This is a genomic window from Spirosoma arboris, assembly GCF_009754945.1.
GTDB classification, from domain to species: Bacteria; Bacteroidota; Bacteroidia; order Cytophagales; family Spirosomataceae; genus Spirosoma; species Spirosoma arboris.
The window spans coordinates 343734-370574 of the sequence record NZ_WPIN01000005.1 but is presented as its reverse complement, the minus strand read 5'-3'; the positions used below and the strand labels follow the sequence as shown (position 1 = coordinate 370574).

Genomic DNA, 26841 nt, shown 5'->3' with positions numbered 1-26841 from the left:
ATAATTTTCAGGGTGTTTTTCTTTTGCGTTCATTTACATAGACTTACAGCTGATGTTGACATGGATTTCCTGGACAGACGAATAAAAATTCCGCTTTCGAACCGAACCATTCCAATTAAGTATGCACTGGTGCACACGGCCTATTGGGTGCTGATTACAGGCTTTTTCCTGTACGAAAAACGGTATCTGATTTATAAGGCAGGTTTGCCTTATTTTGCGGCTTGTGTAACTATCAGAGTTAGTTTGCTGATTGGCATTGCCTACCTCAATCTGCACTACTTTTTGCCGCGCTATTTACTGACAGGGCGCTATCTCCGCTATTTCTCATTGGTACTCCTGTCAATCTTTGGCTATTTGCTGGTACAGGCTTTTTATGATTATATCATTTACGGATTCGTTATTGCCCCGACGCAAAATCGGAACTGGATCGAAACGCTGTCGTACAATTTTTTCAGTACGTTATGGTATCTGGGACTGATGGTGCCTCTAAAACTAAGCATCGACTGGTATGAGCAGCAGCGCATGCTTCAGAAAATAACGGTGGAGAAATTACAGGCCGAAGTGAACTTCCTGCGCTCGCAGGTGAACCCGCATTTTTTGTTCAATATCCTCAATAATCTTTATGCGTTAACACTTAAAAAATCGGACCTGGCGCCAGATATGGTCCTGAAGTTATCCGATATGATGGAGTATATGCTCTACGATAGCGATGAGGCCAGGGTGCCTCTTGAAAAAGAAATCAGCTATTTGCAGAATTACATTGAACTGGAAAAAATCCGTTGTGGCGACCATTCGAATATCGAGTTGCACATTTACGGGAATCCTAATGGGCAGGAAATAGCGCCACTTTTACTGCTGCCTCTAGTCGAAAATGCGTTTAAACACGGGATTGGTAAACAGACAGGAAAGTCCTGGCTGCATGGTACGCTAACCTTAAACCCAACTAAGGTGGAAATGACGGTGGAAAACAATAAACCGCCTATTCACCCGAAAGGACAGAAAGGTGGTATTGGCCTTGCCAACCTTCGAAAACGGCTGGAATTACTCTATCCCGGACAGTATACGCTTCAAACAGAAGACAGGCTAGAGACGTATAAAGCGGCATTATCTATTTCATTATCTGACTGATACGTATGCTAAAATGCGTAATTATTGATGACGAATTGCTGGCTCGTGAATTGCTGGAAGGTTACCTGAGTCGATTGGATTTTATCGAATCGGTGCACCAATTTGGCAATGCTCACGACGCTCTTTTATACCTGGATAATTATGAGGCCGATGTTCTGTTTCTGGACATTGAAATGCCGGGTATGAATGGTATTGATTTCCTAAATCGGATTGCCGAAGCCGCACTCCCCAGAACGCCCATTACGGTTTTCACCACGGCTTACCGCGATTACGCATTTGAAGGCTTTGAACTGGGCGTGATCGACTTTTTGCTGAAACCTATTTCCTATTCCCGGTTTATACAGGCGATCGAAAAAATTCGTGACTTTTTAGCGTTGAAAGAACAAAACGCTCGGCTAGAAGACCTCCTTACCGGCGATTCGCCTACGTCGGTCTTCGTGAAAAGCGGTGTCCAACGCATCAAACTGAATTTCGATACGGTGACTCATATTCAGGGATTGAAAGATTATGCGATCATTTACACAACCACTGGTAAAATTGTCATAAAAGGCTCGATCAAAGCCATGCATGATATTTTTCCGCTAAACCGGTTTATTCGGGTACACAAATCGTTCATCGTTGCTGTATCATGGATTAGCCGAATCGAGCGTAATCGAATCCTGTTAAATGGAAATCTGGTTCCGATTGGGCGGAATTATAAGGACGCTGTTATGGCCGTCGACTTACGTTCCTCCAACCCGAATCGTTAATGTAGCGGTATCGTCTTCGCCATTCGTAAAACCATTATTCACTGTAGAATCGGGGTCTAGCGGTGTAGCTGCTTCAATTTGAGCCTGAAGCGATTTAGCGCCAACTGTCGTGGACGTAACGTTGAACAGGAGGACGGCCTGCTGGCCCGCCGGAATACTGGATACCGTGCCTCGAACCGTACTGCCAGACAACGTCATATTGGTACTGCTGACGAATGACAGACCAGCAGGTAAAAGGCAGCCAGCCCGCACATTTTGGGCTGTTAAAGCACCGCTATTCTTCACAATTACACTTACAGAGAAAGGCGTATTAGGCGTTGGAGAAAGCTGATTAACGACTAGTTGCAGACTCAAATCGGCTTTGTTAGGGTCGGCAAAGGGTTGAGAACTAATCACTGCAGGTAGCACCGGCGCATTCTGTGACGCGATGGAAGTAAATATCGATGACGTACTCTCCGATGTCCGAAAGTCGATCCAGGCAACATCATCTTCGCCATTACTAATACTCGTATTGGGCCGTGAATCCTGATCCAGTTGATCGGCCCGAATAATCTCGCTGGCTATTCGATAAGTGCCTGGCTGCTTGGGGCGGGCCGTAAACGTCAGTTCAGTCTGTTGGCCAATGTCCAGACTGGGAATTGACGCCAATAGAGTCCCCTGTATGTAATCCATACTCTCACTGGTTGTAAATTGTAACTGTTCGGGTAAGGTGCTGCGTACCCGAATATTAGTTGCGGGTAGTTGGCCCTCATTTACAACTTTGAGTATGAAGAGAAGGTCCTTATCTACTGAGGCTATCCGAGCTTCTAATTCAGCCTTTAGACTAAGGTCACTTATAGCTGGCGATTGAGCCAATAAAGCAGATGTTGACCAGACTGATGTTGTTAAAGCCGTATTCCAGGCTTGCGCCAGTCGAGTAAGGCCGTTGCCCTGAAAATACTTGCCGCCGGGTCTGGGTATCTGAATTGTATCGGTAATAGGTCCGGCTATGACCTGATTAGTTGTCTGAATTACTTCATTCTGGCGGTTTGTAACGGGCTCGTAACTGCCGGATGGATACAGCGCACTTGTCGTATTATCTACCGAGGATCGGGCTATGATCCACGGAAGTGCAGCAAAGCCCGCATCCACCCGGCTCTGACTAATCAGTGCCTTTAAATCTGTGGCATAATTTGTCGCCTGCGGGTTGCTTGAGTAATATTCACTTTCACCCTGTTGCCAGAATATAGCCCGTAAACCTGTTAGCGGAACATAGTCTTTCAATACGCGTTTAAGATTACTGTAAGGCATACCAGCAGACATTGTCGTGCCATCGATGGTAGTCGTTGCCCCCTGTTCCATGCTTTCCCGCCAGTTACGAACGGTTGTACCTGCCCAGGCTACGTTATAAAACAGAACCGGAACGTTTAGTCGATTGGTTAATAAGTCGCCTAATTCGCTCCAACTCCAGGGTGTATTGCCATGCGGCCCAATGGTTCCATCTGCCGTCAATTTACTAAACGCAGGCGGCAAGGGTAGGCGAGTCGTATCGGTATAATTGTAATAGGGGACACTGTTTACCCGATCATCGGTGGCGGATATGACCGACCGGTTGGGGTTAATTCCCTGGGCATTGGCCTCGCCTGCAATGAGGAAAACTTCGCCTACGCCAACGGGCGTTACCCGTATGTGACTGATCGTCTTACTTTGGGCAATGGCCTGAATGTCCAGATTATACCAGCCACCGGTTGCCGTAACTGACCCTGAGAAAGTGCCATTTACGGGCTGATTATCCAGCACAACAAATACATCGCTGTTTTGACCGTAGCCCGATACCGTTGGCGAAACCCGTATCTCAACTCGTTCGGTTTGGGGTGGACAAAGCCCCCTGATATTGATTTGGGCAGAATTGCTACTATCTCGCTGAAAGACCACGCGGGGAGTGGGAAAAACGACATTAAGTGAAGTACCCGATGTGGTAACAGGCGTTGTGGATGGATATAGTCGATCCTTCGGAATATAAACGGCCTGCGTAGTACCCGGAACAACCCATTGGAGCCGGATCTGGGCATCGAACCAATATTGGTATAACTCGACCCGAATGTCGTACCGCTGGTTAGCCTGCAACGTAATTTGACCCTTTACAACGAATGGATAGGCGTGAGCGCCCAATTCGTCGATGATAAGTTGACCATTTATCCAGATTCGGGTGGCATCGTCATAACTGGTTTTTATCGTGTACGTGCCGGTAACCGGAGCTTCTAGTTGACCGGTCCAACTGGCAAGCCAATCACGAATCGGCATAAAAGAAGTAGGTCCTCTGTCAAACCAGGTTATATCCAGTGGTCCATCCAGTTGGGTATACATAACTGGTCCGTTCGAATCAGAGCCATTAATATATTTTCCCGTTAATCCTGTTCCTGTTTTTTTGGAATACGTAGGGGCAAAAACAGTAATGGGCGGACTCAGTGTGGATGAAGATGCTGAGGAAACGATCCGTGTCTGGTAGGTTCCCGCTGTTAAATTATCTGGAAGCGTAACGCGTAAAGGTCGGGTATTGCCCACACCCAGATTGGTAATAAATTGCCCGCTCGAAGAAACTAACTGAGCAGTGTATGTAACACCTGATGCCGGGCCATCCGGGGCTTCATCTAAAAATGGAATAACGAGATGCCCACCCTGATATTGATAGAAAGGCTGGGGAAGTCCAATCGTGATTTTGGGCGTGTCCTGAGGAAGAACGTAAGGGAGTGACTGCTGAAAAAACGCGTTGGTGAGCGCCTGATTCCAGAGTTCTGCCAATTGTGGATAAAAAGTTGGTAAGAAATGGGTGCCATCCTGACGGTAGCTGTTATCATACACATCAGTATTTGGTCCCGGATAGCAATACGGAACCTGAGTAATCAGTTGATTCTGTGCCTGCGTTATGTTAGGGTCGTTACTGCCGTCAATCCATGAAGTTCGCGCAATGACCCAAGATAACGTTGACACGCCTATATCCTGACGACTGACCTCAATCAGTTTTTGTATATTACTTATGTAGTCTGAAGCAGGTTTCCCTTTGTCGGATTCTCCCTGATGCCAAATGATAGCCCGAAGGCCCGTTCGTTTCACATAGTGATTAATGGTTGCCTTCATGGCCCGGTAAGGCCGTAAATCATCGGCACCATCCCATTGATCACTCTCTGGAATAACCAGCCCCTCTGCCGATTGACGCCATTGAAGAGAAGACGTACCGCCTATGGCTGCCCCATAAATTAGTACAGGTACGCCTAAGCGTTGCACAAGCTTATCGCCCAACATGCCGTAGATATAGGAAGAGTTTGTTGGACCAACGTTAGTAGGTACAGATAAATGGCTGAACGCTAAGGGAAAGCGGGACTCTGTAATCTGGCCATCATAATACTTGAGGCATGATACGCGGTCATCTGAGGCTCCCGTTGTATAAGGAAAACCCTGCGCATTGGACTGGCCTGAGGCAATCAGCACTTCACCCACACCTACCCGGTCTATTCGTTTAATTCCCAGACTTGTAGCACCATTGAACGCTTCGGCTTCCAGATCATACCAGCCGCCCTGAACTGCCAGGATGCGACCTGAAACAGCACCATTACCTGGCGTAAAAGTTGTCCAACCAGTAGTAGTTCCACCCTGACGAACGACTAAACGTACCTTGATTTGCGTGACAGATGCAGTAATGACAGCGTGAAATGGGACTGATGCCTGATTCGAATTATCGCGTTGAAAAACGATTCTGGGTACGGGAAAGTTAATTTGAAATTGCCCGAAAGCAATGGTTGGAATAATAAGTGAAACCCATAGAAATAATTGAACGTTGACTGCTTTTTTTACTCGCTTGTAGTTTTTCATCATATGAGGCTATTTTTGGAGTGGACAATAATTCTGAACATGACTGAAAATGGCCAAGATCGTACAAGACCAGTCTACAGTTTCTGCTTAACGTACTTATGGATTTGGCATGATAATTGAGTTTGGGTCTAAATCAATATAGGCCACCTTTTTGCCTTATTAGCTCTAGACTTTTACCTCAGGCTCAATCGCTTACGATTTCTTCTACGGTTCAAATAGGTTTCAAGAATTGGATTTTAGGTAGATTATTGTAGGATATTATTATTTATCGATATACTTAAGTAGATGATTTAAGTAGTAAAAGCGGCTCATTATTGACTGAATGATGCGCTATAATTATAGATAAATACAAGAAATGTGCCGATGGCATATAATGGAGCCATAAAAATATATTTGTTAAAACTGTTTAAAAAAAGCTCCTGGTTAAGGCATTTATCAATGATGAAGTTTATACGGTAACTAGCTAATTTGTGGAGCTTATCGTATTGTTGGGGTATGAAAACCTCCTCCTTATCCCTGCTGATTACATTCCTCCTGATTGCCCATTACACTATAGCGCAGTCAGACAACCCAGCTATTCTTCGTAGCGAGTGGATTTATGAAAAAGCTCCTTTCCCGGAATGCCATGCTTCAACACTGGCCGAAACGCCAACAGGTTTGATTGCAGCCTGGTTTGGCGGTACCCGTGAGCGTCATCCAGATGTAGGTATCTGGGTGAGTAGCCAACTGGGAGCAAACTGGACAACACCTGTCGAAGTGGCAACAGGTGTCCAGCCCGATGGAAAACGACTACCTTGCTGGAATCCGGTACTGTTTCAGGTGCCTGGCGCCGAGTTACTGCTATTTTATAAAGTTGGGCCAAGTCCTTCAACCTGGTGGGGAATGCTGAAGCGATCGACAGATGGAGGCAAAACCTGGTCGGCAGCAGAGCGGTTGCCGGACGGTATTTTAGGCCCTATTAAAAACAAGCCCGTGCTGCTGGCTTCGGGTGTTTTGCTCTGCCCAAGTAGTTCGGAAGATCACAATTGGCGGGTGCATTTTGAGCAGACCAGTGATTGGGGGAAAACCTGGCAAAAAACTGCCGCCATCAATGAAGGTGTTGATGACGGGGCTATTCAGCCAAGTATTTTATTTCACCCTAATGGCGAATTACAAGCGCTTTGCCGTAGCCAGAAAAGTGGATTTATTGTCGAAACCTGGTCGAAGGATAATGGTAAAACATGGTCACCCCTACAGAAAACATCGCTCCCCAATCCTAATTCGGGAACCGATGCCGTGACGCTGAAAGATGGTCGGCAAGTATTGGTTTATAATCCAGTTGCGCCCACACCGGGTAAATTTGGCGGGCCACGAACACCCCTCGATATTGCGATCTCTAACGATGGGAAAACCTGGAAAACGCTGGCTGTTCTCGAAAATGAACCGGGTGAATATTCGTATCCAGCTGTAATTCAAACCGCTGATGGGCTTGTCCACGTGACTTACACCTGGAAACGTCAGCGTATTCGGCACGTTGTTCTGGACCCTAAGAAAGGGAAATAGGGGACACTAGAACGTAAGGCCGGATCGGAAACCTGTTTAGGTTTCCGATCCGGCCTTGTTGCTTATAGCCCGTTAATTGTTCGGGCATAAACGTTATTGGCGCTATTGCCATCATAGGCCTTAGTGGCATCGTCGTTGACATTCACTGTGATATTGGAGGCACTGCCTGCATTCGCAGTCGTTCGTGTGATGCTAAACCCTAATACCGCCTGGCCATTCGCTGGAATAAATTGCCCGCTGTTAATCGTTAATGTAAGTTGGACGCCAGCAGTCATTGAGGTAACCGCCCACTTGGTATTATCGACTGCCACTGGACCTTCCGTACTTCCTGATACGTTGATACTGGTAAGCGAATTATCGAAGGAGAGCGTATACCCTGTAGGAGCGGTAATAGTAATGGCCACATTGTCCATAGAAGTAGGCAGTCCTGTCACTTCAAAAATATTAACCACAAAGTTACCCACACCACCTGCCGGGAAATTAGCCTGGGGCAAGATCAATGTAGGCGTTAAATCAGTGCCAATGAGTGCAACGCTGGTTGTACTGGAGCAGCCATTTATACTCGTAACGGTTACGGAGTAAGTGCCTGAGACGTTGGCGACAGCCGTACCTGAGACTGGGTCCTGGCTCACAATACCTGGTCCGGCGAAGTTATAGGAACTACCTACGCCTGCAATCAGCGTAGCGCTGGTCATACTAGCAGTCAGCGGCCCGCTGCTAATCAGAATGGCGACAGGTGGTGTTGTATTAGACTCCACCAGGGTCGATTGAGTGGCTGTACAACCGGTAATTGTGGCAACAGTTACGGAGTAGACACCCGACGCATTGACCAGAGCTGTGCCCGAAGTAGCATTTTGACTTACAATACCTGGTCCACTAAACGTATATGTACTTCCTCCTCCGGCCGTTAGGGTCAAATTAGTCGTGGCGCAGGTAAGTGTGCCGCTCGATAAAAGCGTGGCCGTTGGCAACGCATTGATTGTTATAGTAACACTGGCTGTTGGACTCGCTGTACCATCGGTAGCAGTAACCGTCAGGGTATAGGTAGTCGCCGTACTTACAGAAGGAGCTGTAAAAGTAGGTGTAGCTCCGCTGGCCGATAGCCCACTAGGTTGGCTGGTCCAGGTATAAGAGGTAGGCGTAAAATTAGCTGCGATAGCTGTCAGGCTGAACGTACTACCGGAGCAGACGGACTGCGAACTAGCCGGACTTACACTCACCTTGGCCGGTGCACTAACCCGACGTATCCGATTATTAGCCTGATCAGCAATGAATAGATTGCCGGGCCCATCCACCGCTATACCAAAAGGAGCATTCAATTGGGCGCTGGTAGCCGGTCCATTATCCCCATCTGTACCCGGCGAACCGTTACCGGCTACGGTGGTGATGGTGCCACCTGTGGTCACTTTGCGAATACGATGATTGAATGTATCGTCAATAAAAAGATTGCCACTGCCATCCACCGCTACGCCTGAAGGCGTATTCAGTCTGGCACTGGTGGCTGGTCCATTATCGCCACTGGAACCTTGCGTACCGCTACCAGCTACAGTGGTGATGGTTAAGCCGACTACTTTTCGAATCCGGTTATTATTCTTGTCGGCAATAAATAGATTCCCTGCACCATCCACCGCTACCCCGGTGGGATTATTCAGTTTAGCACTGATAGCCGGTCCATTATCACCACTAGATCCCGCGCTACCCGTGCCCGCTACTGTAGTAATGGTACCGTCGGTGGCTACCTTCCGAATTCGGTTGTTATCCCTGTCAGCAATAAATAGATTCCCTGTGGCATCTACCGCTACCCCGGTGGGGTTATTCAGTTTGGCACTGGTAGCCGGTCCATTATCGCCACTAAATCCCGCGCTACCCGTGCCGGCTACTGTAGTGATGGTGCCATCGGTGGCTACTTTCCGAATGCGATTATTGTTTGGATCAGCAATGAAGAGGTTGCCTGCACCATCTACCGCTACGCCTGTAGGGCCAGCCAGTGCTGCGCTGGTAGCTGGTCCGGTATCACCACTGAAACCAAAACTACCATTGCCCGCAACCGTGGTGATGATACCCGTCAGCGCTATTTTGCGGATACGATTATTAGTCTGATCGGCAATGAAAATAGTACCAGTACCATCTACCGCTACACCAGAAGGGCTGGCCAATGATGCGTTGATTGCCGGGCCGTTATCGCCACTAAAGTCTGTTGCGCCATTACCGGCTACGGTCGTGATGGTGCCATCGGTGGCTACCTTACGGATGCGATTGTTATTCTTGTCGGCAATGAAGAGATTCCCTGTTCCATCCACTGCTACGCCTGCGGGATTATTCAGGTTTGCGCTGGTAGCTGGTCCGGTATCGCCACTAAAGCCCTGTGTACTACCTGCTACGGTGGTGATAGTGCCGTCGGTCGCTACCTTTCGGATGCGGTGGTTGGCTAGGTCGGCAATGAAGAGATTACCCGTACCGTCTATAACTACACCGGCGGGACTGGCTAATTCTGCATCGGTGGCTGGTCCATTATCGCCACTAAAGGCTTGGGTACCCTTACCGGCCACCGTGGTAATAGTGCCGTCAATAGCTACCTTTCGAATGCGGTGGTTTAATGCGTCGGCAATGAAAAGATTGCCCGCTCCATCCACTGCTATTCCGGAAGGCGTATTTAGACTGGCACTGGTAGCTGGTCCGGTATCTCCGCTAAAACCTTGCGTTGCATTGCCCGCTACGGTGGTAATAGTTCCATCGAGGGCTACTTTTCGTATGCGATGATTCGCTTGATCGGCAATGAAGAGATTGCCGGTGGCATCCACCGCTACAGCATAAGGGGTGTTCAGCGTAGCCGTGATTGCCAGACCATTGTCCCCCGTAAAGCCTGGAGTGCCATTGCCTGCAACCGTCGTGATTGTGCCATCAGTAGCTACCTTACGAATAGTATGCGTATTCCGGTCGGCAATGAAGAGATTGCCCGAGCCATCCAACGCAATCCCTGATGGACTACCCAGATTGGCACTAGTAGCTGGCCCATTATCGCCACTGTAGCCGTAAGCACCTGTTCCTGCCACGGTAGTGATGGTGCCATCGGGCGCTACTTTACGGACACGGTGATTATCCTGATCGGCAATAAAGAGATTGCCAGTACCATCTACAGCTACCCCGGTAGGCGCATTTATAGCCGCATTAATGGCTGGGCCTCCATCACCTTTTTGTGTCGAACCCGCTATCGTTGTGATCGTTTGAGCCGGTAATCGAAGCGCCAATAAAACGAGCAGGATACTTAAGCTTATAGATACTGCCAGTCTTGATAATTTGTAGGTTAGGAAATATACTTTCATGTGTATGAAAAGAAAGATATGGTAACAAAAAACTAAACAATTATACCGCACGAACGCTACATAGAGTGTTTAACTGTAACTCTGAAATCGACTTTAATGCACTCATTTCTACTGTGTTGACTGAGTTAAATCAAAAAGGTAACATTGGCTAGTTAAAAAGGAGAAGATTTGGTCATATTTCGTTTAAACGGGATAAGCGAGTGGCTTGGATCGATTATCCCGTTTAGACGAAATGCACTCTATTCATTTATTCTGAGCTATCTGTGGAAATCTTGCCAGTAGCCGCAATTGGGTTAATTACTTTTAGATTAAAATGGACAACCTACTCTTCGAGTTGAAAATTGGTAGCTATATGGTCTATAAAAACTATCTTCTTGTCGCTGTACTCCTTTCGGTGCAGGTTAATAATCGCCTAAATGCCCAACCTGCACCCAGCACGACTAGTATTTCCCCGACAACGGCTGATTGTGCGTGCCAACGTATCGCTACTATAACGTTTCCGGGGGCGACTATTACCACAGCCGACTGTGTGCCTGCAGGTACATTTACACCACCAGGTGGTCAGGCCATTGCCGACTTACCTGCATTTTGTCGGGTTGCGGCTACTTTAAAGCCCACGCCCGAATCCATGATTCGAATCGAAGTCTGGCTCCCTCAAACCAACTGGAATGGGCGGTTTCTGGGAACAGGTACGGGCGGGGGTGCGGGAAGTATTTCCTATTCAGCTCTGGCCAATGGACTAAAGCGTGGATTTGCAACGACCAACACCGATATGGGAACTTCCCCAAATGCCAATGAGGCTGTTGGACACCCTGAACGGTGGGCAGATTTTGGCCACCGGGCGACGCATGAAATGACGGTGACTGCAAAAGCCATCACACAGGCTTATTACAAAAAAACAGTTCATCATGCATATTTCGCAGGCTGCTCAACGGGTGGTCAGCAAGCGTTAATGGAAGCACAACGGTACCCGGATGATTACAATGGAATTTTAGTTGGAGCGCCTGCCAATAACCGCACTCACTTGCATACAGGCTTTGTCTGGAACTACAAGGTAACCAATCAGATACCAGGTAGTGCTTTTCTGCCCAAAGAGAAGATCGCCCTAATAACCAACGCGGTAATTAAAGCTTGTGGAGGAAAGGATGGAGGGGCTCCCGGCGACAATTTTTTGACAGACCCCAGTGCCTGTACGTTTGATCCGGAAACGTTGCCTAAATGTTCGGATGGTACCGATGATGGAACTTGTCTTACTAATGCTCAGCTAACCGCCCTGAAAAAAATCTATGCCGGGCCAACCAATCCCCGAACGGGCGAACGAATTTACACGCCCATTCCGCTTGGGAGCGAAAATTCGGGGGCGGGTATAGAGTATCAGCAAAACCCCAAACAGGCACCACCTTCACTTTTTTATCAGTACAAATGGGCGTTTGGTAGCAACTTCGACTACACCACCTTCGATTTTGACCGTGATCAGGACAAGATGGATTCGCTGTTGGCGCCAATTCTCAATGCGAACAATCCTGATTTAGCACCTCTAAAAAAACGGGGTGGAAAAATCCTCATGTACTCGGGAACAGCCGATCCGCTCGTCCCTTATCAGGATGCGGTCAGTTATTATGAGCGGGTAATTGCTGCGCAGGGAGGAGTAAAGCAGACCAGTAATTTTTTTCGTTTCTATCTAATACCGGGAATGGCTCATTGTGGCGGAGGGCCGGGCTTAAACGACTGTGGTCAGAATCTGGCACTCAATGTTCCCCAGGATGGCGAACATGACGTCTTAACCGCCTTGATCAATTGGGTCGAAAAGGGCAGCGCGCCCGATAAACTAATTGCCACCGCTTTTACGGGCGGAATTCCGGCAAACGGCGTTCGATTCCAACGACCGATCTATCCATATCCAAAGTTGCCTAAATACATCAGCGGAGATCCGAATTCGCCTGTCAGTTATCAGGGAATCGACCGCCCGCGGAACACAGTTTTGACGCCCGCAACGAAATACCTGAACTAATCAGGCGAAATTATTAACCACAGAGGCACAGTATTTAATGAGTAATAAGAGGGTTTACCAGCACTTTGTAGCGTATACAAACCGAATAGCTACCCGAAACCAGTAAACGCATGAAATCAACCTGGACTCACTTGCTTCCTGGCCCCAGTTTATCCTGGCGGTTTTTGATCCTACAGTTTGTTTTATATATTTATGTCGCTGGCGGACAGTTAATTTGGGCGCAATCAACGGTGAAAGCTGTGTCATTATTTGACGGGAAAACCCTGACTGGCTGGAAGACGGTTGATCCTGCCGATACACAACTCTGGTTTGTAAAAGATAGCGTTATTCGAAGCGGAGATGGCGTTAAAAAGATTCCCGCCAATACATACCTCCACACGATAAAAGAATACGGTGATTTTGAATTTCGCTGCCTGTTTCGGTTGTCTGGCGATCCGGCAACGGGAATGATCAACAGTGGAATTCAATATCGTTCGCTCATAGAGGGCGGTAAAATGGTGGGCTATCAGGCTGACATTGGCAATGGATACTGGGGCGATTTGTATGATGAACACCGACGCGAAAAGCTGGTTAGTGGTGATCTGCGAATCCTCAGGCGAATCCTGAAGGAAGATGGCTGGAACAGCTACATCATTCGGTGCAAAGGCAACCACCACGAACTGTACATTAATGGCGTTAAAACCTGCGACTACATGGAGAAAGACAGCAAAATTCCGGCAAAAGGAGTGATTGCTGTTCAGATTCACAGTGGCGGTGTAGCCCAGGTTGAATTCAGAGATTTGACGATATCAGAACTTTAAGTAATTAAGTTAAAAAAGTTTTAAAAGTACCCTAATTCACGTTAATCGCCTTACGCCTTATTCCTATGAACAAATTTCGTTTGCTCATACCTTTCCTTTTTGCCGTTCTCGCCTTGACTAGCCCGTATAGTACAGCTCAGGCGCCTAAAACCAAGCCTGCCCAGGACACCGAGAAAGTTGATCGTGAGTATGCATTGGAAGCGTCCATGCTGGGCTATTTTTCGAAGGATGGGGCTCGAAATCCGACCTTAAAAGCCAACAAAGGCGACCGTGTCCGGATTACTATTACTGATGCCGAGCAGATGACGCACGATATTGCGCTGGAAAAACTCGGTCTAAAAAGTAAGTCGATTAACGACAAAGGAGCCAGCACCAGCATTACATTCACCGCCGACAAGAGCGATACCTATTATTGTACCGTTCCGGGCCACCGGGCTGCCGGGATGGTTGGAAGCTTCGAGGTCGTAGAAGGAAGCGTCACTAATGCTACCATTGCCGGACAGGTGCCCATGAAAAATGGCCAGCCGTTAAACCTGAATTTTGAGACGGGTACGCTGAAAGACTGGACGGCCACTGGTGACGCGTTTGCCAACCCACTTGTTGCTCAGGACGATCCTTCGCCAATCCATGAAAAAGACATGCATATCGGCTTTGCAGGAAAGTATTTCCTAAGCAGCGGAGGAACCACCAACTATAAACTTACCGGAACATTAACGTCTGTTCCATTTACGGTAACCCAGCCCTTTGCGTCCTTTATGGTATCGGGAGGAGCCTTGCAGGATACGCGGGTAGAAATCGTGCAGGCCGGAACCGATAAAGTCATTTTTCATAGCACCGGACAAGGTCGTGCTACGCTTCAGCCGGTTGTTGTCGACTTACAGCCGTATTTGAATCAGGAAATCTTTATCCGAATTATTGATAACGAGACCGGTATTTCGCAGATTCCGTACATCGCCAATGACAAATGGGCGCATATTAACTTCGATGAATTCCTGTTTTACCCCACCCGCCCGAACTTCCCCAATGAGTTGCAGCAGAAAGACATTATCATCCTGCCACCACTCGATCCCGTACTGCATGCTGGCCTTTCGGGTACCGAAGCGGCTAAAGTAATGACGCTGCCTAATGGGTTTAAAATTTCGCTGGCGGCTGCCGAACCCGATGTTGTGAAACCCATCTGCTTTACCATCGACTGGCGCGGCAGACTGTGGGTAGTAGAAGGGCATACGTATCCCGTTCCGGCTCCGGAAGGGCAGGGGAGAGACCGCATTCTGATATTTGAAGATACCAATGGTGATGGAACGCTGGATAAGAAAAAAGTCTTTGCCGAAGGGCTAAATCTGGTCAGTGGTATCGAAGTGGGCATGGGCGGTGTATGGCTCGGTGCGGCACCCTATCTGTTGTTTATTCCTGCCGATTTCAAAAACGATACCCCAACTGGTCCAGCCCAAAAACTGCTCGACGGCTGGGGTACGCAGGATACCCATGAAGTTCTCAATAGCTTCCGCTGGGGCCCCGATGGCTGGTTGTATGGTACCCACGGCGTGTTTACCCATTCGAATGTAGGTAAGCCGGGTGCCCCCGATTCGGAGCGGACAAAACTGAACGCAGGTGTCTGGCGGTTTCACCCAACAACGCAGAAATTCGAACTATTTGCCGAAGGTACGAGTAATCCCTGGGGGCTTGATTTCAATGATTACGGCCATGCATTCGTTACCGCTTGCGTGATTCCCCATATGTACCAGATGATTCAGGGCGGGCGCTATTTCCGGCAGGCAGGTAAGCATTTTAATCCCTACACCTACGACGACATCAAAACTCACGCCGATCACGTGCACTGGCTGGGCGAACGGGGACCCCATGCCGGTAATTTCCGATCGGCCTCGGCGGGTGGCGGGCATGCGCATTCGGGCGCTATGATCTACCTGGGCGGTGATTCCTGGCCAAAGGAATATCGCAATGATATTTTCATGAATAACATTAACGGTGCTCGTCTGAACCACGATCACCCCGTTCGGGAAGGGTCGGGTTATCTGGTTACGCACCAACCCGATTTTCTGGTCATGAACGACTCCTGGTCGCAATGGCTGAATATGAAATACGATCCAAGCGGTTCGGTATTTGCCATCGACTGGTACGACAAGAACCAGTGCCACAGCCCAAATCCAGACGTGCATAACAAAACGATGGGCCGGATTTTCAAGATCACGCACGAAAACGACAAATGGGTTCAGGTAGATCTGGCAAAGGCGTCGGATATGGAGCTGGTTAATTACCAGTTACATCCGAACGAGTGGTACGTTCGGCAAGCTCGGTTGTTGTTGCAGGAGCGTGGCCCAAATAAAAAGGTACATAAAGCTCTGAAGGAAATTCTGGCCAAAAATCCAGACGCTACCCGTAAACTCCGGGCACTCTGGGCGCTACATGTCACGAAGGGATTGACAGAGAAAGAATTGACGGACTTGCTATCGAGTGAAAGTGAGTACGTTAGAAGTTGGGCGATTCAGTTATTGGCGGAGAACAAAAGCGTTTCTCCCGAAACTCTGAAACGCTTTGCAACTTTGGCTCAGAATGACAAGTCACCCCTTGTCCGGCTCTACCTGACATCGGCCATGATTCGGTTAGACCCCAATCAGCGCTGGGATGTACTGGATGCACTCGTTCAGAAGTCGGAAGATAAAGACGATCATAATTTGCCTCTGCTGGTATGGTATGCCGCCGAACCGTTGTCGGCAGTAGATGCAAAGCGGGCACTTCAAATGGCCGAAAAGGCAAAACTGCCCAAGCTATTACCTTATACGGTGCAACGCATAGGTGCTTTAGGCACAGAGGATTCAAAGAAATTGCTCAAAGAGTTGAATGACCGGGTTGGTAAACTGGAACATTCTCACGAGACGCATGAGCTTCAATCGTTGATCGCTAAGACATTAGAAGAGTAGAAGGGAGTCGAGTGGTGTCGGTTTCTCAAAACCGACACCACACAAGAACCGTAAACAGATCTGGTTATTATGACTACAACAACCAATATAATTAGCCGACGTATTCTGAGTGGAATGTTGGCTTTCTGTTGGATAACAACCACCTATGGACAGGAAAAATCACTGTTCAACGTACGCCAGCAACAGGCAACGAATGCTGCTACGAACGTGGCTAAATCGACGAAACCCGTTGTGCCGGATGGTGATTTTAAAAAGACGACGCTCACGCGAGATTTTATTTCAGAAGGTGTAGCCGTTGCCGACTTGAATAAAGACGGTAAGATGGATATCGTTGCTGGGTATTACTGGTTTGAGGCTCCAAACTGGACACGCCACGAGATGGCCCCTTCGCGCGTGTTTGACCCACGCAAAGAATATAGCGAGTCGTTTCTTAATCTGGGGATGGATGTGAATCAGGATGGCTGGGACGATGTGGTGATTATTGACTTCCCCGGAAAGCCCGGTTTCTGGTTTGAGAATCCTAAAACCCAATCGGCGGGTCAGTGGAAAAAACACATCCTTGCCGACTCTATGGGCATTGCCAATGAGTCACCCGGTTTTATCGACATTGATGGCGATGGTCGACTGGATATCCTTTGTGGAGACAAGGCTAAAAAACAGATTGTCTGGTTGAAAGCACCAACAAAACCCGGTGACACCGAATGGCAACGGTTTGCCTTAAGCCAGGAGAACGTTCCAGGTACAGAAACCTTCTCTCACGGCATCGGCTATGGCGATGTGAATAAGGACGGTTTCAACGACGTTGTCGTTCGGGAAGGCTGGTTTGAAGGCACAGCCGATAAAAAATCTGGCAATTGGGTATTTCACCCAGCGGATTTGGGTGAACCCTGTTCCCACATGCAAGTGCTGGATGTAAATGGTGATGGTAAGAATGACGTGGTCAGCGCATCGGCTCATGCGCTGGGTATCTGGTGGCACGAGCAGGTTATGGATGAGCAGGGTAAAATCAATTTTAAAACCCACCTGATGAGCAACACGACTGCCCAAACCCACTCCTCAATCATGTCCGATCTGAACGGCGATGGTCGTAAGGACTACATTACCGGAAAACGGTTTTTGGCTCACCACGGTCGGGATCCCGGCGACAGTGATCCGGGTATTCTCCTATGGTTTGAATTTACGCCCGGAAAAGAACCTTATTACAAGGAGCATGTCATCGACAACGATTCTGGGGCAGGTCTCAACATTGTAGCGCAGGACATGAACGGCGACAAGAAACCGGATATCGTGATTGCCAATAAAAACGGTGTGTTTCTGTTTGAGAATAAAGTTAAGAAGTAACGAGCGAGAACTGGGAAATGGGTGTTCTAGCCCTCAATTCTGACTGAGTCCCTATATTGCTTCGCATAATCGGAAGGAGACAGCGTGTATAAGCTCTGGAACGTTTTTCGGAAGTGTTTCAGGTCTTCGAAACCAACCTGATTAGCGATTTCGGAAACTCGGAGTGAGGTCGTTGTGAGCAGTTGAGCGGCTCGTTTCATACGGACATCACGAATGAACTCGACCACCGACTGGCCCGTAATGGCTTTAATCTGTCGATAAAAAGCGGATTGACTCATGCCCATTTCGCGTACTAAAACGGGAACGGTGAAATCGGTATCAGCCAGATGCGTTTCCACAATGGCCATTGCCTTTTCCAGAAGTCGTTTCTCTTCATCAGGAATAATAATATCGGTAGGTTCCAGCAAAATCTGACGCTGGTAGTATTCCTTGAGCCGGAACCGACTTTGGAGCATCACGGCTATTTTTGTGTAGAGTAATTTAGGGTTGAAAGGTTTAGCCATGTATTCATCGGCGCCCGTTTCCAGCCCTTCCAATTCATGCACCGCAGCCGCCCGAGCGGTCAGCAACACTACCGGAATTTGCATCGTTTTCGGGTGCTGCTTGATTTTCTTGCACAGTTCCAGCCCATTACTGCGCGGCATCATCACATCGCTGACAACAAGATCAGGTAGTAAATCAAGCGTTTTTTCCCAGCCTTCTACACCATCGGCGGCCAGAAAAACCTCAAATGTTGGCGCAAAGAGTTGCTGTAAATACTGCCGAAGTTCATCGTTATCCTCTACTAACAGAATACGGGCCGATCGCACAGGTGTAGTCAATACGTCTCGTTCATCAGGTGTTTCAACGTCAACGGATTCCGTCAGAATATTCGGCACAACACCAAGTTGGACGGGCTCTTCCCGGATGGATTCAGGAGAAAGGTGATCTTTTCCGAACGGTAATCGCAATGTAAAAGTCGTTCCGACGCCCGATGCGCTTTCTACCGACACTTCTCCTACATGCACTTCTATGAATTGCTTGACCAGCGAAAGCCCAATACCCGTACCGGTCATGCGCATCGTTTCGGTATGTGATGCCTGATAATATGGGTCAAAAATTTTGTCCAGTTCGTTGGGGTTCATGCCAACGCCCCAGTCGCGTATCGTTAGTTGGAGGTAGTTATTTAGAAGTGTATGTTTCTGAAAAACAGCCGCTTCACCGGGCGAGCCTATAACCGAAACTTGCAGTCTGATTTTTCCGCCTTCAGGTGTAAACTTGAAGGAATTTGACAACAAGTTAGTTAGTACAATTTCCAGCTTACTTCGGTCAAAATAGAGAGGAACAACATCTGTAGGCGCTTCCATCGCGTAATCTAACCGCAACTCCTCTGCTTTGAATTTGAAAATCAGGAAGATTTCCGTCAGAAAAACCATGATATTTTCCTGACTGGCTCGTAGAGCCACATGGCCAGATTCCACTTTCCTGAAATCCATCAACTGATTCACCAGATCCAGCAGTTTACGCGTTTGCTGGTGCATCAGTATGATTTTGTCTTTTACGTTGTAAAGGGTGCCACTACCCATCGAAGCCAGTTCTTCCATCGGTCCCAGAATCAGCGTTAGAGGAGTACGGAGTTCGTGGGAGACATTGGTGAAAAACCGAAGCTTGGTGTCGGTGACCTCCTTTTCTTTCTCAACTTTAAACTGCTCGAGGGTCAGTTTATTTTTTAGTGCCTGCTGCGTCATCTCAATTTCCCGATAAAGCAATAAAGCCCCAGCAAATAACGCCAGATAGATCAGGTAGGCCCACCAGGTTTTCCACCAGGGAGGTAAAATCGTAAAGTGCAGTACGGCTGGCCTTGTCGACCAGACCCCATCGTCATTACTGGCTTTCACTAAAAAAATATAGTCGCCAGCCGGTAGGTTGGCAAAACTGGCCGTTCGCTGACCGGGAGCCGCCTGAACCCAGGTTGAGTTGTACCCTTCAAGTTGATAGGCGTATTGCTGTTTTTGAGGATTGGCATAATTCAAGCCGACAAATTCAACAGAAAAATCATTCTCCGATGCGTTCAGGCGGATAGCCTGAGGTTTATCAAATGGCTTATTAAGTAAAACCCGACCGTTCAGCGTATCGCCAATGCCCACAGGCTGGTTCAGGATCCGCAACGCTGTAATCTGCACCAGGGGTGGGTATGGATTTGGCTGTAGAGCACCGGGCTTAAAATAGGTAATGCCGTTGGTACCACCAAAGTACAGCGTTCCGTCTGTAGCTCGGCAAGCGGCTCCCACTTTAAAGGAGTTGCTTTGTAAACCATCCGATACATCGTAATGAAACAGTCGCTTGGTCAACGGATTGAATTTGTAGAGTCCCGCCCCGCCAATCCAGAGGTTTCCCGCGTCATCGGTTAGCAGACTTTCTACATCTGTTTCTGGCACCCATTTACTGTAGCGTTCAATGGTTTCCTGGCCATTTTTGGTCGCCGTTAGTCGGTGTAAACCGCCACCAATGGTGCCAATCCATAAGCTTCCCTGCCGGTCTTTCAGCAATGGCCAGGCATAATTGGTACTCAGGCTGTTTAGATTATTTGGCTCATGTTTGAATTGCTTGAGTAAGCGCAAACCATCAGGCGAAACCTGTAATTTCAAGACACCAGCATCCCGTGTACTTGCCCATAAAATCTGTTGATGGGTATCATAGAAGAGTGCAGTAAACTGATGGGTGGGTAAAATCGGCTGTTTGTATGTTTTAAGATGATGCCCCTGCCGATTAAACTGGTGAATGCCTCCATTAAAGGTGGCGACCCAAATTGACCCAAACTGGTCTTCGGTAATGCTTTCTATACTGATGCCGCCCCAATCGGTCACATCCAGATTATTGGGTAATCGTTTTAAGGCGGAGCCGGTTTGCCTGTTTAGCAAATAAAGTCCGTAGTAGCGGGTGCCAATCCAGGTCGTGCCATTCGATGCCTGAAAAATGGCGGAAACATCAATACCGTTTAGATCGCCTGATAAAGATCGATTCAGGTAATTCTGATAGGTTTTCGTTTGTAGATCGTAGCTGGCAAAGCCGTTTCGGGTACCCATCCAGAGCTTATCTCCTTTTTCGTCTTTGCAAATGGTATTGATATAATTGTTAGCCGGAGTCGTTTGACCAACCATTTGTCGCCGAATTAGGCCAAATGGCTTTGATCGAAGCTTCAGTTGATTCAGGCCCCCTGCCGAGGTAGCCAGCCAGAGGTTATGAAACCGATCTTCCAGAATATCGTGTACCCGAACGGAGTTAATGCTAAACGGGTCGGTATCCAGCGGGAGAAAGGTGTGAACGTTATGCTCATTTACTGGCGGCAATACACCCGTTACTGGTCCGGCGTTCATGAGAAGTAACCCATAATTCGTGCTGATCCACAGCCGATTCGATGAATCCAGATACAGACTTTCAATATCGGCAAATGTTCGGCGTAGCGGTTGGGTCGCCAGATTCGGTAACTGCCCTAATTTCTGCTTGTTTATCCAGAAAATCTGGTCGTCGGTGCCAATCCACAAATCACCCCGTCGGTCAAGGTGTAATGACCGAATATTAATTGCCGAAGGCGACGTTACTTGAATCGCCTGTACTGTTTTCTGTTGAGATAAATTCTGTTTCCCATCAAAAAGCCATAAACCATTTCCTAACGTACCTATCCAGATTTTTCCCAGATGATCGACTGTCAGTTTATTGATAAGTGGTTCGTGATCTGGTCGATTCGTCAGGCGGATTTGCCTAATGTCAAGTAGCTTACCCTGATCATCTGTTTGCACCATAAACGCGCCGTAGTGTTGAGTCGCAACCCAAAGCCGATTTTGGCTGTCGGTGGTAACCGCCTGAACGTTTGTGTGAGCTAGTTTTTGGATAAATGAGGCAAAACCAGCAGCACCTGTCAACTCTCGAATGCTGACGAATCGATCCCTGTTGGCATCGTACCAGAACAAACCGGCCCGTTCAACACCGACCCATAATCGACCACGTTGGTCTATGTGTAACGCCCTGATTCGATTACTCGCTATGCCATCCTCGTCGTTGAGGGGTAAATCATATTGTTTTAAGCCATATCCGTCATAGCGATCAATTCCTTTATTCGTGCCTACCCAGATAAATCCTGCTCTATCCTGGATAACACACATGGCGTCACTGTGCGAAAGGCCTTCATTAACGGTAATGTGTTCAAAGCGAAACTGGTCTGTCTCACGCTGGGCGATACCAACGCTGGGCACTAGAACAGCGCTTAAAAAGCAATAACTACAGATTAAAAACCACTTCTTCATTAGGGACTAATTTACCCCCTTCTTTTGACGAAAACTAACCCCATAGCCAGTTTTCGACCAGGTTACTTTTGTACGATTTATAATCCAACAACTTTAGATTCTGTTGATTCTTTGGCTTCTATAGACTCTATTGAGTTGTATGCCAGTGATTTATTGATAACAGAATTTAGTATCCCTCAAGGACCCGGTGTCCAGCATGATTTGTACTTTTCAGCCTGGACGGGTTGTTGTTTGGTTCTGCAATGATTTCAGCATCACCCGAAAAGTAACTTTTGCCAGAAAATGATAGGGTTATGTGTAGCCCAAATCGTTTTTCGATCAGTAATCAATAAGTTTAAGTTTAGATTAGGATTGGTTTAGAAAGGACGAGACTTTGTCTCGTCTCTTTTCTTTACATACTTTACTGGTTTCAGGAAATGCGTTTTAACTTCACGTCCATAATGCGACAACTCTACTTAATCCTCAGATTTCTGCTAATCAGTGGTCTGTGTTTAGGTCAATCCAGACCGGATCAGTCCAGACCGGATCAATCCAAAACGAAATCCGGCGACTGGATTCAACTCTTCAATGGTAAAGACCTTAAGGATTGGTCGGTGAAAATAACGGGCCACCCGCTCAACGACAATTACGGAAATACCTTCCGGGTTGAAGATGGTAAGATGGTCGTTCGCTACGATCAGTATACTGCCTTTGATGAGCAATACGGCCATATTTTTTATAACAAACCCTTTTCTGCCTATCTGCTGGTGATGGAGTACCGATTCGTTGGGGAGCAGGTGAAAGGTGGTCCCGGCTGGGCAATTCGGAATAGCGGAGCTATGTTGCATGGACAAGCACCGGAAACGATGGGGCTCAAGCAGGATTTCCCAATCTCGATGGAGATGCAACTACTGGGTGGAGATGGGCGGCACGAACGGCACACCGCTAATCTGTGCACACCCGGTACGAACTTCGTTTTAGATGGTAAGCTCTTTACCCAGCACTGTATTGATTCAAACTCAAAGACCTATCCTGGCGATCAGTGGGTGCATGCTGAAGCGTTGGTACTGGGCGATTCGCTGGTGAAGCACATTGTTGAAGGTGATACTGTGCTGACCTACACGAAACCACAGATTGGTGGTGGCAATGTCATTCATTACGATCCGGCCGTTAAAAAAAATGGCCAGTTGCTACGAGAGGGGTATATCTCGCTGCAAAGCGAAAGTCACCCCGTTGAATTCCGTAAGGTTGCTTTGTTCGATCTCTCGCCTTATATGGACAAACCAAAGCAACTAGCTGCCATGATACGGCAGTTGCAGACGAGAAAATAAGTAACGCGGAGAGGATGCTGGTACGCCAGCTTGACCACGTTATAATAAGCCCCTCTTTATGTCTGACTACCAAGCTACAGGCTCAGAACACTCGAAATAAATATCGAAAGGTGTTTACGAATCCAAAACGAGCTAGCAATATGGTTCTGAAGAAAGATAAAAGTCAGGGCATCTTCGGAGGCAGGAAAATGAAAATTACTGCGAAAACGTCAGCCAGCTTGACTATGGCCTGAAATCGGGTTATTTCAGCTGTCCATAAGCCATTTCTCTATTTCTAATAAATTGCACTTCTCCTCATATAGGCTTCTCAGTTAGCCTACATAATACAACGCGTAACGCCCTGATAATTAAGTTTGGGCTGCTGAAATACCCCCCTCTTTTTGGCGAAATACCCCCCTGCCTGTTCGTGCGAGTTCTTCTAGTTTTGCACTATTCAAATATTTGATTTGCCTATTATCTGTGCATCGTCAAGTAAATCTACAATAACTGAAGAAACCTAAAAGTCCTCTCTATGAACATTAAATGGCTACTTGTTTGTAGTGCGATGCTTCCCGCAAGGGGCGTATTCGCCCAGCAGATTGTCAGCAATAGCAGTCCGCTTTATGCCTCGGCCAGATTGATGGATGCCGGTTCGCATTCGTCAGACGTAGCGGTTATTACCGTCACGGGGAAGGTCTCCGATGAAAAAGGGGATGCTTTACCGGGCGCTACCGTCTCGCTGAAAGGTGGTACAATTGGCGCAAATACCGATGCTCAGGGTAATTATATCGTGCGCATTCCAGATGGGACGGCTAACCCTGTGCTCGTCTTTTCGTTTATCGGCTATACTCCTCAAGAAGTATCAGTCGGTAATCAGACGGTAGTGAATGTCCAACTCGTGAGCGATGCTAAGTCGCTGAGTGAAGTTGTCGTTGTTGGGTACGGTACGCAGAAACGCTCAGATATTACAGGAGCTGTGGCGTCGGTTCCTAAATCGCGGTTGTCGCAACTACCCGTCACCAACGTGTTGCAGGCCATTCAGGGGTCGGTAGCGGGGGTGAATATTACGCAGTCGTCGTCGGTTCCGGGTACAGCACCGTCTACAACGATTCGGGGTCAGAACTCCATCAATGCCAACTCAGGCCCGTACGTCGTTGTCGATGGAATTCCGCTTAACAAAGCAGGTGGATCGCTCAGCGACATTAATCCCAACGACATTGAATCAGTCGAAATCCTTAAGGATGCATCAGCGGTAGCTATTTACGGAACCAACGGGGCTAACGGCGTAATTCTGGTTACCACCAAGCGGGGTACAACGGGAAAGCCGGTCATTCGCTATAGTAACTATGTGGGTATCGAAAACTTCGCGCATATTCTTACGCCACGTAATGGGGCCGAATACGTGCAAAAATACGCCGACTACATGGCGCAAACGGGTCAGACATTGACCAACCCCGTTCCTAACTACAACGAGTTGCCGAATTACAAAGCCGGTATCACCAAGGACTGGTTTAAAGAAGCTACTCAAACGGGCGTTTTGCAGGACCATAACCTGAGTATTTCGGGCGGAACCAGCAATGTTCGCTACTTCATTTCGGGCGAGTTTCTGGATCAGAAAGGCGTAATCAAAGGCTACCAGTACAAGCGGGCAAGTTTCCGTTCGAACCTGGACATTAACCTGACGGATTATCTAACGGTAGGTACGTCGCTGTTTATCACCAATAACAACCGCGATGGCGGACGAGCCAATTTGTTGAATGCAACCGCCATGAGCCCGTATGGTCAGGAATATAATGCGGATGGGAGTTACACCATCTACCCGATGTTCCCGGAGCAGCTTTACACCAACCCAATGCTTGGCCTGAAAACCGATCGTCTTGACCGGAATACGAATCTGAACGGAAATGGCTATCTCGAACTGAAGTTGCCCGGCAAACTCACCGGCTTAAAATACCGTCTGAATGTAGGTTATTCGTACCTGCCTGCGCATAGAGCTAGTTATACTGGGCGGGCGGCCAATGACCTGCTTGGAACGGGGAGCACGTTTTATTCGGAAACCAGTAGCTACACGATTGAGAATATCCTCTCGTATGCTAAAGATTTTGGCAAGCACCACCTGGATTTCACGGGCTTATATAGTGCTCAGCAGCGGAAGTATTCGGAAGCCACCGCTACGGCAGTCGGCTTTGTAAACGATGAATTGTCGTACAATAACCTCGGCGCTGGCGCTACCCAATCGAGCGCTTCATATGCTGACCGCTATGGTCTGAACTCGCAGATGGGTCGGATTAACTACACCTACGACAGTCGCTATCTGTTCACGGTAACGGCTCGTCGCGATGGTTCATCAGTATTCGGTGCCAACACCACGAAGTACGGTTTATTCCCTTCGGCGGCTATTGGCTGGAATATCAGCAATGAATCATTCATGAAAGATATGCGTGCTGTCAGTAACCTGAAATTGCGTTTCTCGTATGGCAAGTCGGGTAACGAAGCTATTAGCGTCTATCGAACCATTACAACCGACGGAACCGTACGTTCGCCCTTCAATGGCATCAGCACAATTGGTGCGCAGCCCGGCAACTTAGGTAACGCTAACCTCCAGTGGGAGAGCACCATAAGTGCGAACCTTGGCGTGGATTTCGGCTTCTTCAATAACCGAATCAACGGTAGCATCGACATGTACAAGAACGACACGAAAGGGCTGCTACTGCTGAGAAGCCTCCCAATCATTACTGGCTATTCGAGTGTGTATGACAACCTGGGCGAAACATCGAACACAGGTATCGAGCTGACATTGAACTCCCGCAACGTAACGCAGGGCGATTTCAAATGGGAAAGCACCGTCATCTTCTCGTCGAACAGAAACCGGATTATCGACCTCTACGGCGACAAGAAAAATGACCTTGGTAACCGTTGGTTCATTGGTCAGCCAATTAGTGTTATCTATGATTACAAAATGGTCGGCGTTTGGCAGAAAGGTGAAGATGCGTCTGTGCAGGACCCTGGGGCTATAGCTGGTGATCTGAAGTTTGCCGATTTGAACGGCGATAAAAAAATTACGGCGGATGGTGACCGTATGATTCTGGGGCAAACAGCTCCTAAATGGACTGGAGGCCTGACAAACACATTCCACTACAAAAATTTCAATTTGAATGTGTTTATCCAGACTGTTCAGGGGGTAACCCAGAACAACGCTGACCTGACCTATGCCGATGAGACGGGCAAACGGAACACGCCGGTTGCCGTCGGCTACTGGACGGCCGAGAACATGAGCAATAGCCGCCCATCACTGGCTTTTAAAAATCCACGGGGGTACGGCTATGCATCGGATGCCAGCTACACACGTATCAAAGACGTGACGTTGAGCTATGTATTCAGCCAAAAACTGCTGGATAAACTGCGGCTGGGCAATCTGACTGCCTACGTGAGCGGACGTAACCTGTACACCTTTACGAACTGGATTGGCTGGGACCCTGAGGCAGCACAATCTACCCGTGGATCGGGCGACTGGACGAACAACTATCCATTGACCCGCTCATTTGTGCTTGGCCTGAACATCAGCCTTCGTTAATCATCGATTTAAT

At 48.0% G+C, this 26841-nt stretch carries 12 protein-coding genes; 9 read left to right on the top strand and 3 right to left on the bottom strand.

The genetic code is table 11. The features are described from left to right. Positions 1-60 precede the first annotated feature (60 nt). Both GO755_RS15560 and GO755_RS15555 read left to right on the top strand, forming a co-directional pair. A complete protein-coding gene (locus GO755_RS15560; protein WP_157586099.1) occupies positions 61-1128 on the top strand; it encodes a sensor histidine kinase in 1068 nt (355 codons plus the stop codon). Positions 1129-1133: 5 nt separating this feature from the next. Then, on the top strand, positions 1134-1877 hold the full coding sequence (locus GO755_RS15555) for a LytR/AlgR family response regulator transcription factor (RefSeq protein ID WP_157586098.1): 744 nt from the start codon (positions 1134-1136) through the stop codon (positions 1875-1877). Here GO755_RS15555 and GO755_RS15550 read toward each other — a convergent pair. Then, positions 1851-5729, bottom strand: coding sequence for a sialate O-acetylesterase (locus GO755_RS15550; protein ID WP_157586097.1), 3879 nt, complete (start codon positions 5727-5729; stop codon positions 1851-1853). The genes GO755_RS15555 and GO755_RS15550 overlap by 27 nt on opposite strands. A gap of 492 nt (positions 5730-6221) precedes the next feature. Here GO755_RS15550 and GO755_RS15545 point away from each other — a divergent pair, with 492 nt between their 5' ends. Further along, complete coding sequence (locus GO755_RS15545; RefSeq protein ID WP_157586096.1) at positions 6222-7268, top strand: sialidase family protein; 1047 nt, start codon at positions 6222-6224, stop codon at positions 7266-7268. Between the two features lie 62 nt (positions 7269-7330). Here GO755_RS15545 and GO755_RS15540 read toward each other — a convergent pair whose 3' ends face one another. Continuing rightward, complete coding sequence (locus tag GO755_RS15540; RefSeq protein WP_157586095.1) at positions 7331-10591, bottom strand: NHL domain-containing protein; 3261 nt, start codon at positions 10589-10591, stop codon at positions 7331-7333. A gap of 313 nt (positions 10592-10904) precedes the next feature. On the opposite strand from GO755_RS15540, the gene GO755_RS15535 reads away from it, so the two are divergent. The 4 genes from GO755_RS15535 (at position 10905) to GO755_RS15520 (ending at position 17682) form a co-directional block, all read left to right on the top strand. After that, the gene (locus GO755_RS15535; protein WP_227686966.1) at positions 10905-12602 is read left to right on the top strand and encodes a tannase/feruloyl esterase family alpha/beta hydrolase; all 1698 of its coding nucleotides are present in this window, start codon (positions 10905-10907) and stop codon (positions 12600-12602) included. Positions 12603-12712: 110 nt separating this feature from the next. Continuing rightward, positions 12713-13402 carry a 3-keto-disaccharide hydrolase gene (locus GO755_RS15530; RefSeq protein WP_157586094.1) on the top strand — a complete coding sequence of 230 codons (690 nt, stop codon included), beginning with the start codon at positions 12713-12715 and terminating at the stop codon, positions 13400-13402. 65 nt (positions 13403-13467) lie between these two features. Continuing rightward, positions 13468-16341: a PVC-type heme-binding CxxCH protein gene (locus GO755_RS15525; protein WP_157586093.1), complete on the top strand. Its 2874-nt coding sequence runs from the start codon at positions 13468-13470 to the stop codon at positions 16339-16341. Between the two features lie 114 nt (positions 16342-16455). Beyond that, positions 16456-17682, top strand: a complete 1227-nt coding sequence (locus tag GO755_RS15520) for an FG-GAP repeat domain-containing protein (RefSeq protein WP_157586376.1) — start codon at positions 16456-16458, stop codon at positions 17680-17682. 26 nt (positions 17683-17708) lie between these two features. On the opposite strand, the gene GO755_RS15515 is transcribed toward GO755_RS15520, so the two are convergent. Then, complete coding sequence (locus tag GO755_RS15515; RefSeq protein ID WP_157586092.1) at positions 17709-21965, bottom strand: hybrid sensor histidine kinase/response regulator transcription factor; 4257 nt, start codon at positions 21963-21965, stop codon at positions 17709-17711. Between the two features lie 440 nt (positions 21966-22405). Here GO755_RS15515 and GO755_RS15510 point away from each other — a divergent pair, with 440 nt between their 5' ends. After that, positions 22406-23275 carry a 3-keto-disaccharide hydrolase gene (locus GO755_RS15510; protein WP_157586091.1) on the top strand — a complete coding sequence of 290 codons (870 nt, stop codon included), beginning with the start codon at positions 22406-22408 and terminating at the stop codon, positions 23273-23275. Between the two features lie 511 nt (positions 23276-23786). Beyond that, entirely contained in the window at positions 23787-26828 is a 3042-nt protein-coding gene (locus tag GO755_RS15505) for a SusC/RagA family TonB-linked outer membrane protein (RefSeq protein WP_157586090.1), read from the top strand. Positions 26829-26841 lie beyond the last annotated feature (13 nt).

What these genes read in the sequence shown, in the direction of transcription:
- GO755_RS15520 (WP_157586376.1), top strand. Translation starts at nt 16,456, where the DNA reads ATGTTGGCTTTCTGTTGGATAACAACCACCTATGGACAGGAAAAATCA.
- GO755_RS15550 (WP_157586097.1), bottom strand. Translation starts at nt 5,729, where the DNA reads ATGATGAAAAACTACAAGCGAGTAAAAAAAGCAGTCAACGTTCAATTA.
- GO755_RS15555 (WP_157586098.1), top strand. Translation starts at nt 1,134, where the DNA reads ATGCTAAAATGCGTAATTATTGATGACGAATTGCTGGCTCGTGAATTG.
- GO755_RS15545 (WP_157586096.1), top strand. Translation starts at nt 6,222, where the DNA reads ATGAAAACCTCCTCCTTATCCCTGCTGATTACATTCCTCCTGATTGCC.
- GO755_RS15540 (WP_157586095.1), bottom strand. Translation starts at nt 10,591, where the DNA reads ATGAAAGTATATTTCCTAACCTACAAATTATCAAGACTGGCAGTATCT.
- GO755_RS15525 (WP_157586093.1), top strand. Translation starts at nt 13,468, where the DNA reads ATGAACAAATTTCGTTTGCTCATACCTTTCCTTTTTGCCGTTCTCGCC.
- GO755_RS15535 (WP_227686966.1), top strand. Translation starts at nt 10,905, where the DNA reads ATGGACAACCTACTCTTCGAGTTGAAAATTGGTAGCTATATGGTCTAT.
- GO755_RS15505 (WP_157586090.1), top strand. Translation starts at nt 23,787, where the DNA reads ATGAACATTAAATGGCTACTTGTTTGTAGTGCGATGCTTCCCGCAAGG.
- GO755_RS15515 (WP_157586092.1), bottom strand. Translation starts at nt 21,965, where the DNA reads ATGAAGAAGTGGTTTTTAATCTGTAGTTATTGCTTTTTAAGCGCTGTT.
- GO755_RS15510 (WP_157586091.1), top strand. Translation starts at nt 22,406, where the DNA reads ATGCGACAACTCTACTTAATCCTCAGATTTCTGCTAATCAGTGGTCTG.
- GO755_RS15560 (WP_157586099.1), top strand. Translation starts at nt 61, where the DNA reads ATGGATTTCCTGGACAGACGAATAAAAATTCCGCTTTCGAACCGAACC.
- GO755_RS15530 (WP_157586094.1), top strand. Translation starts at nt 12,713, where the DNA reads ATGAAATCAACCTGGACTCACTTGCTTCCTGGCCCCAGTTTATCCTGG.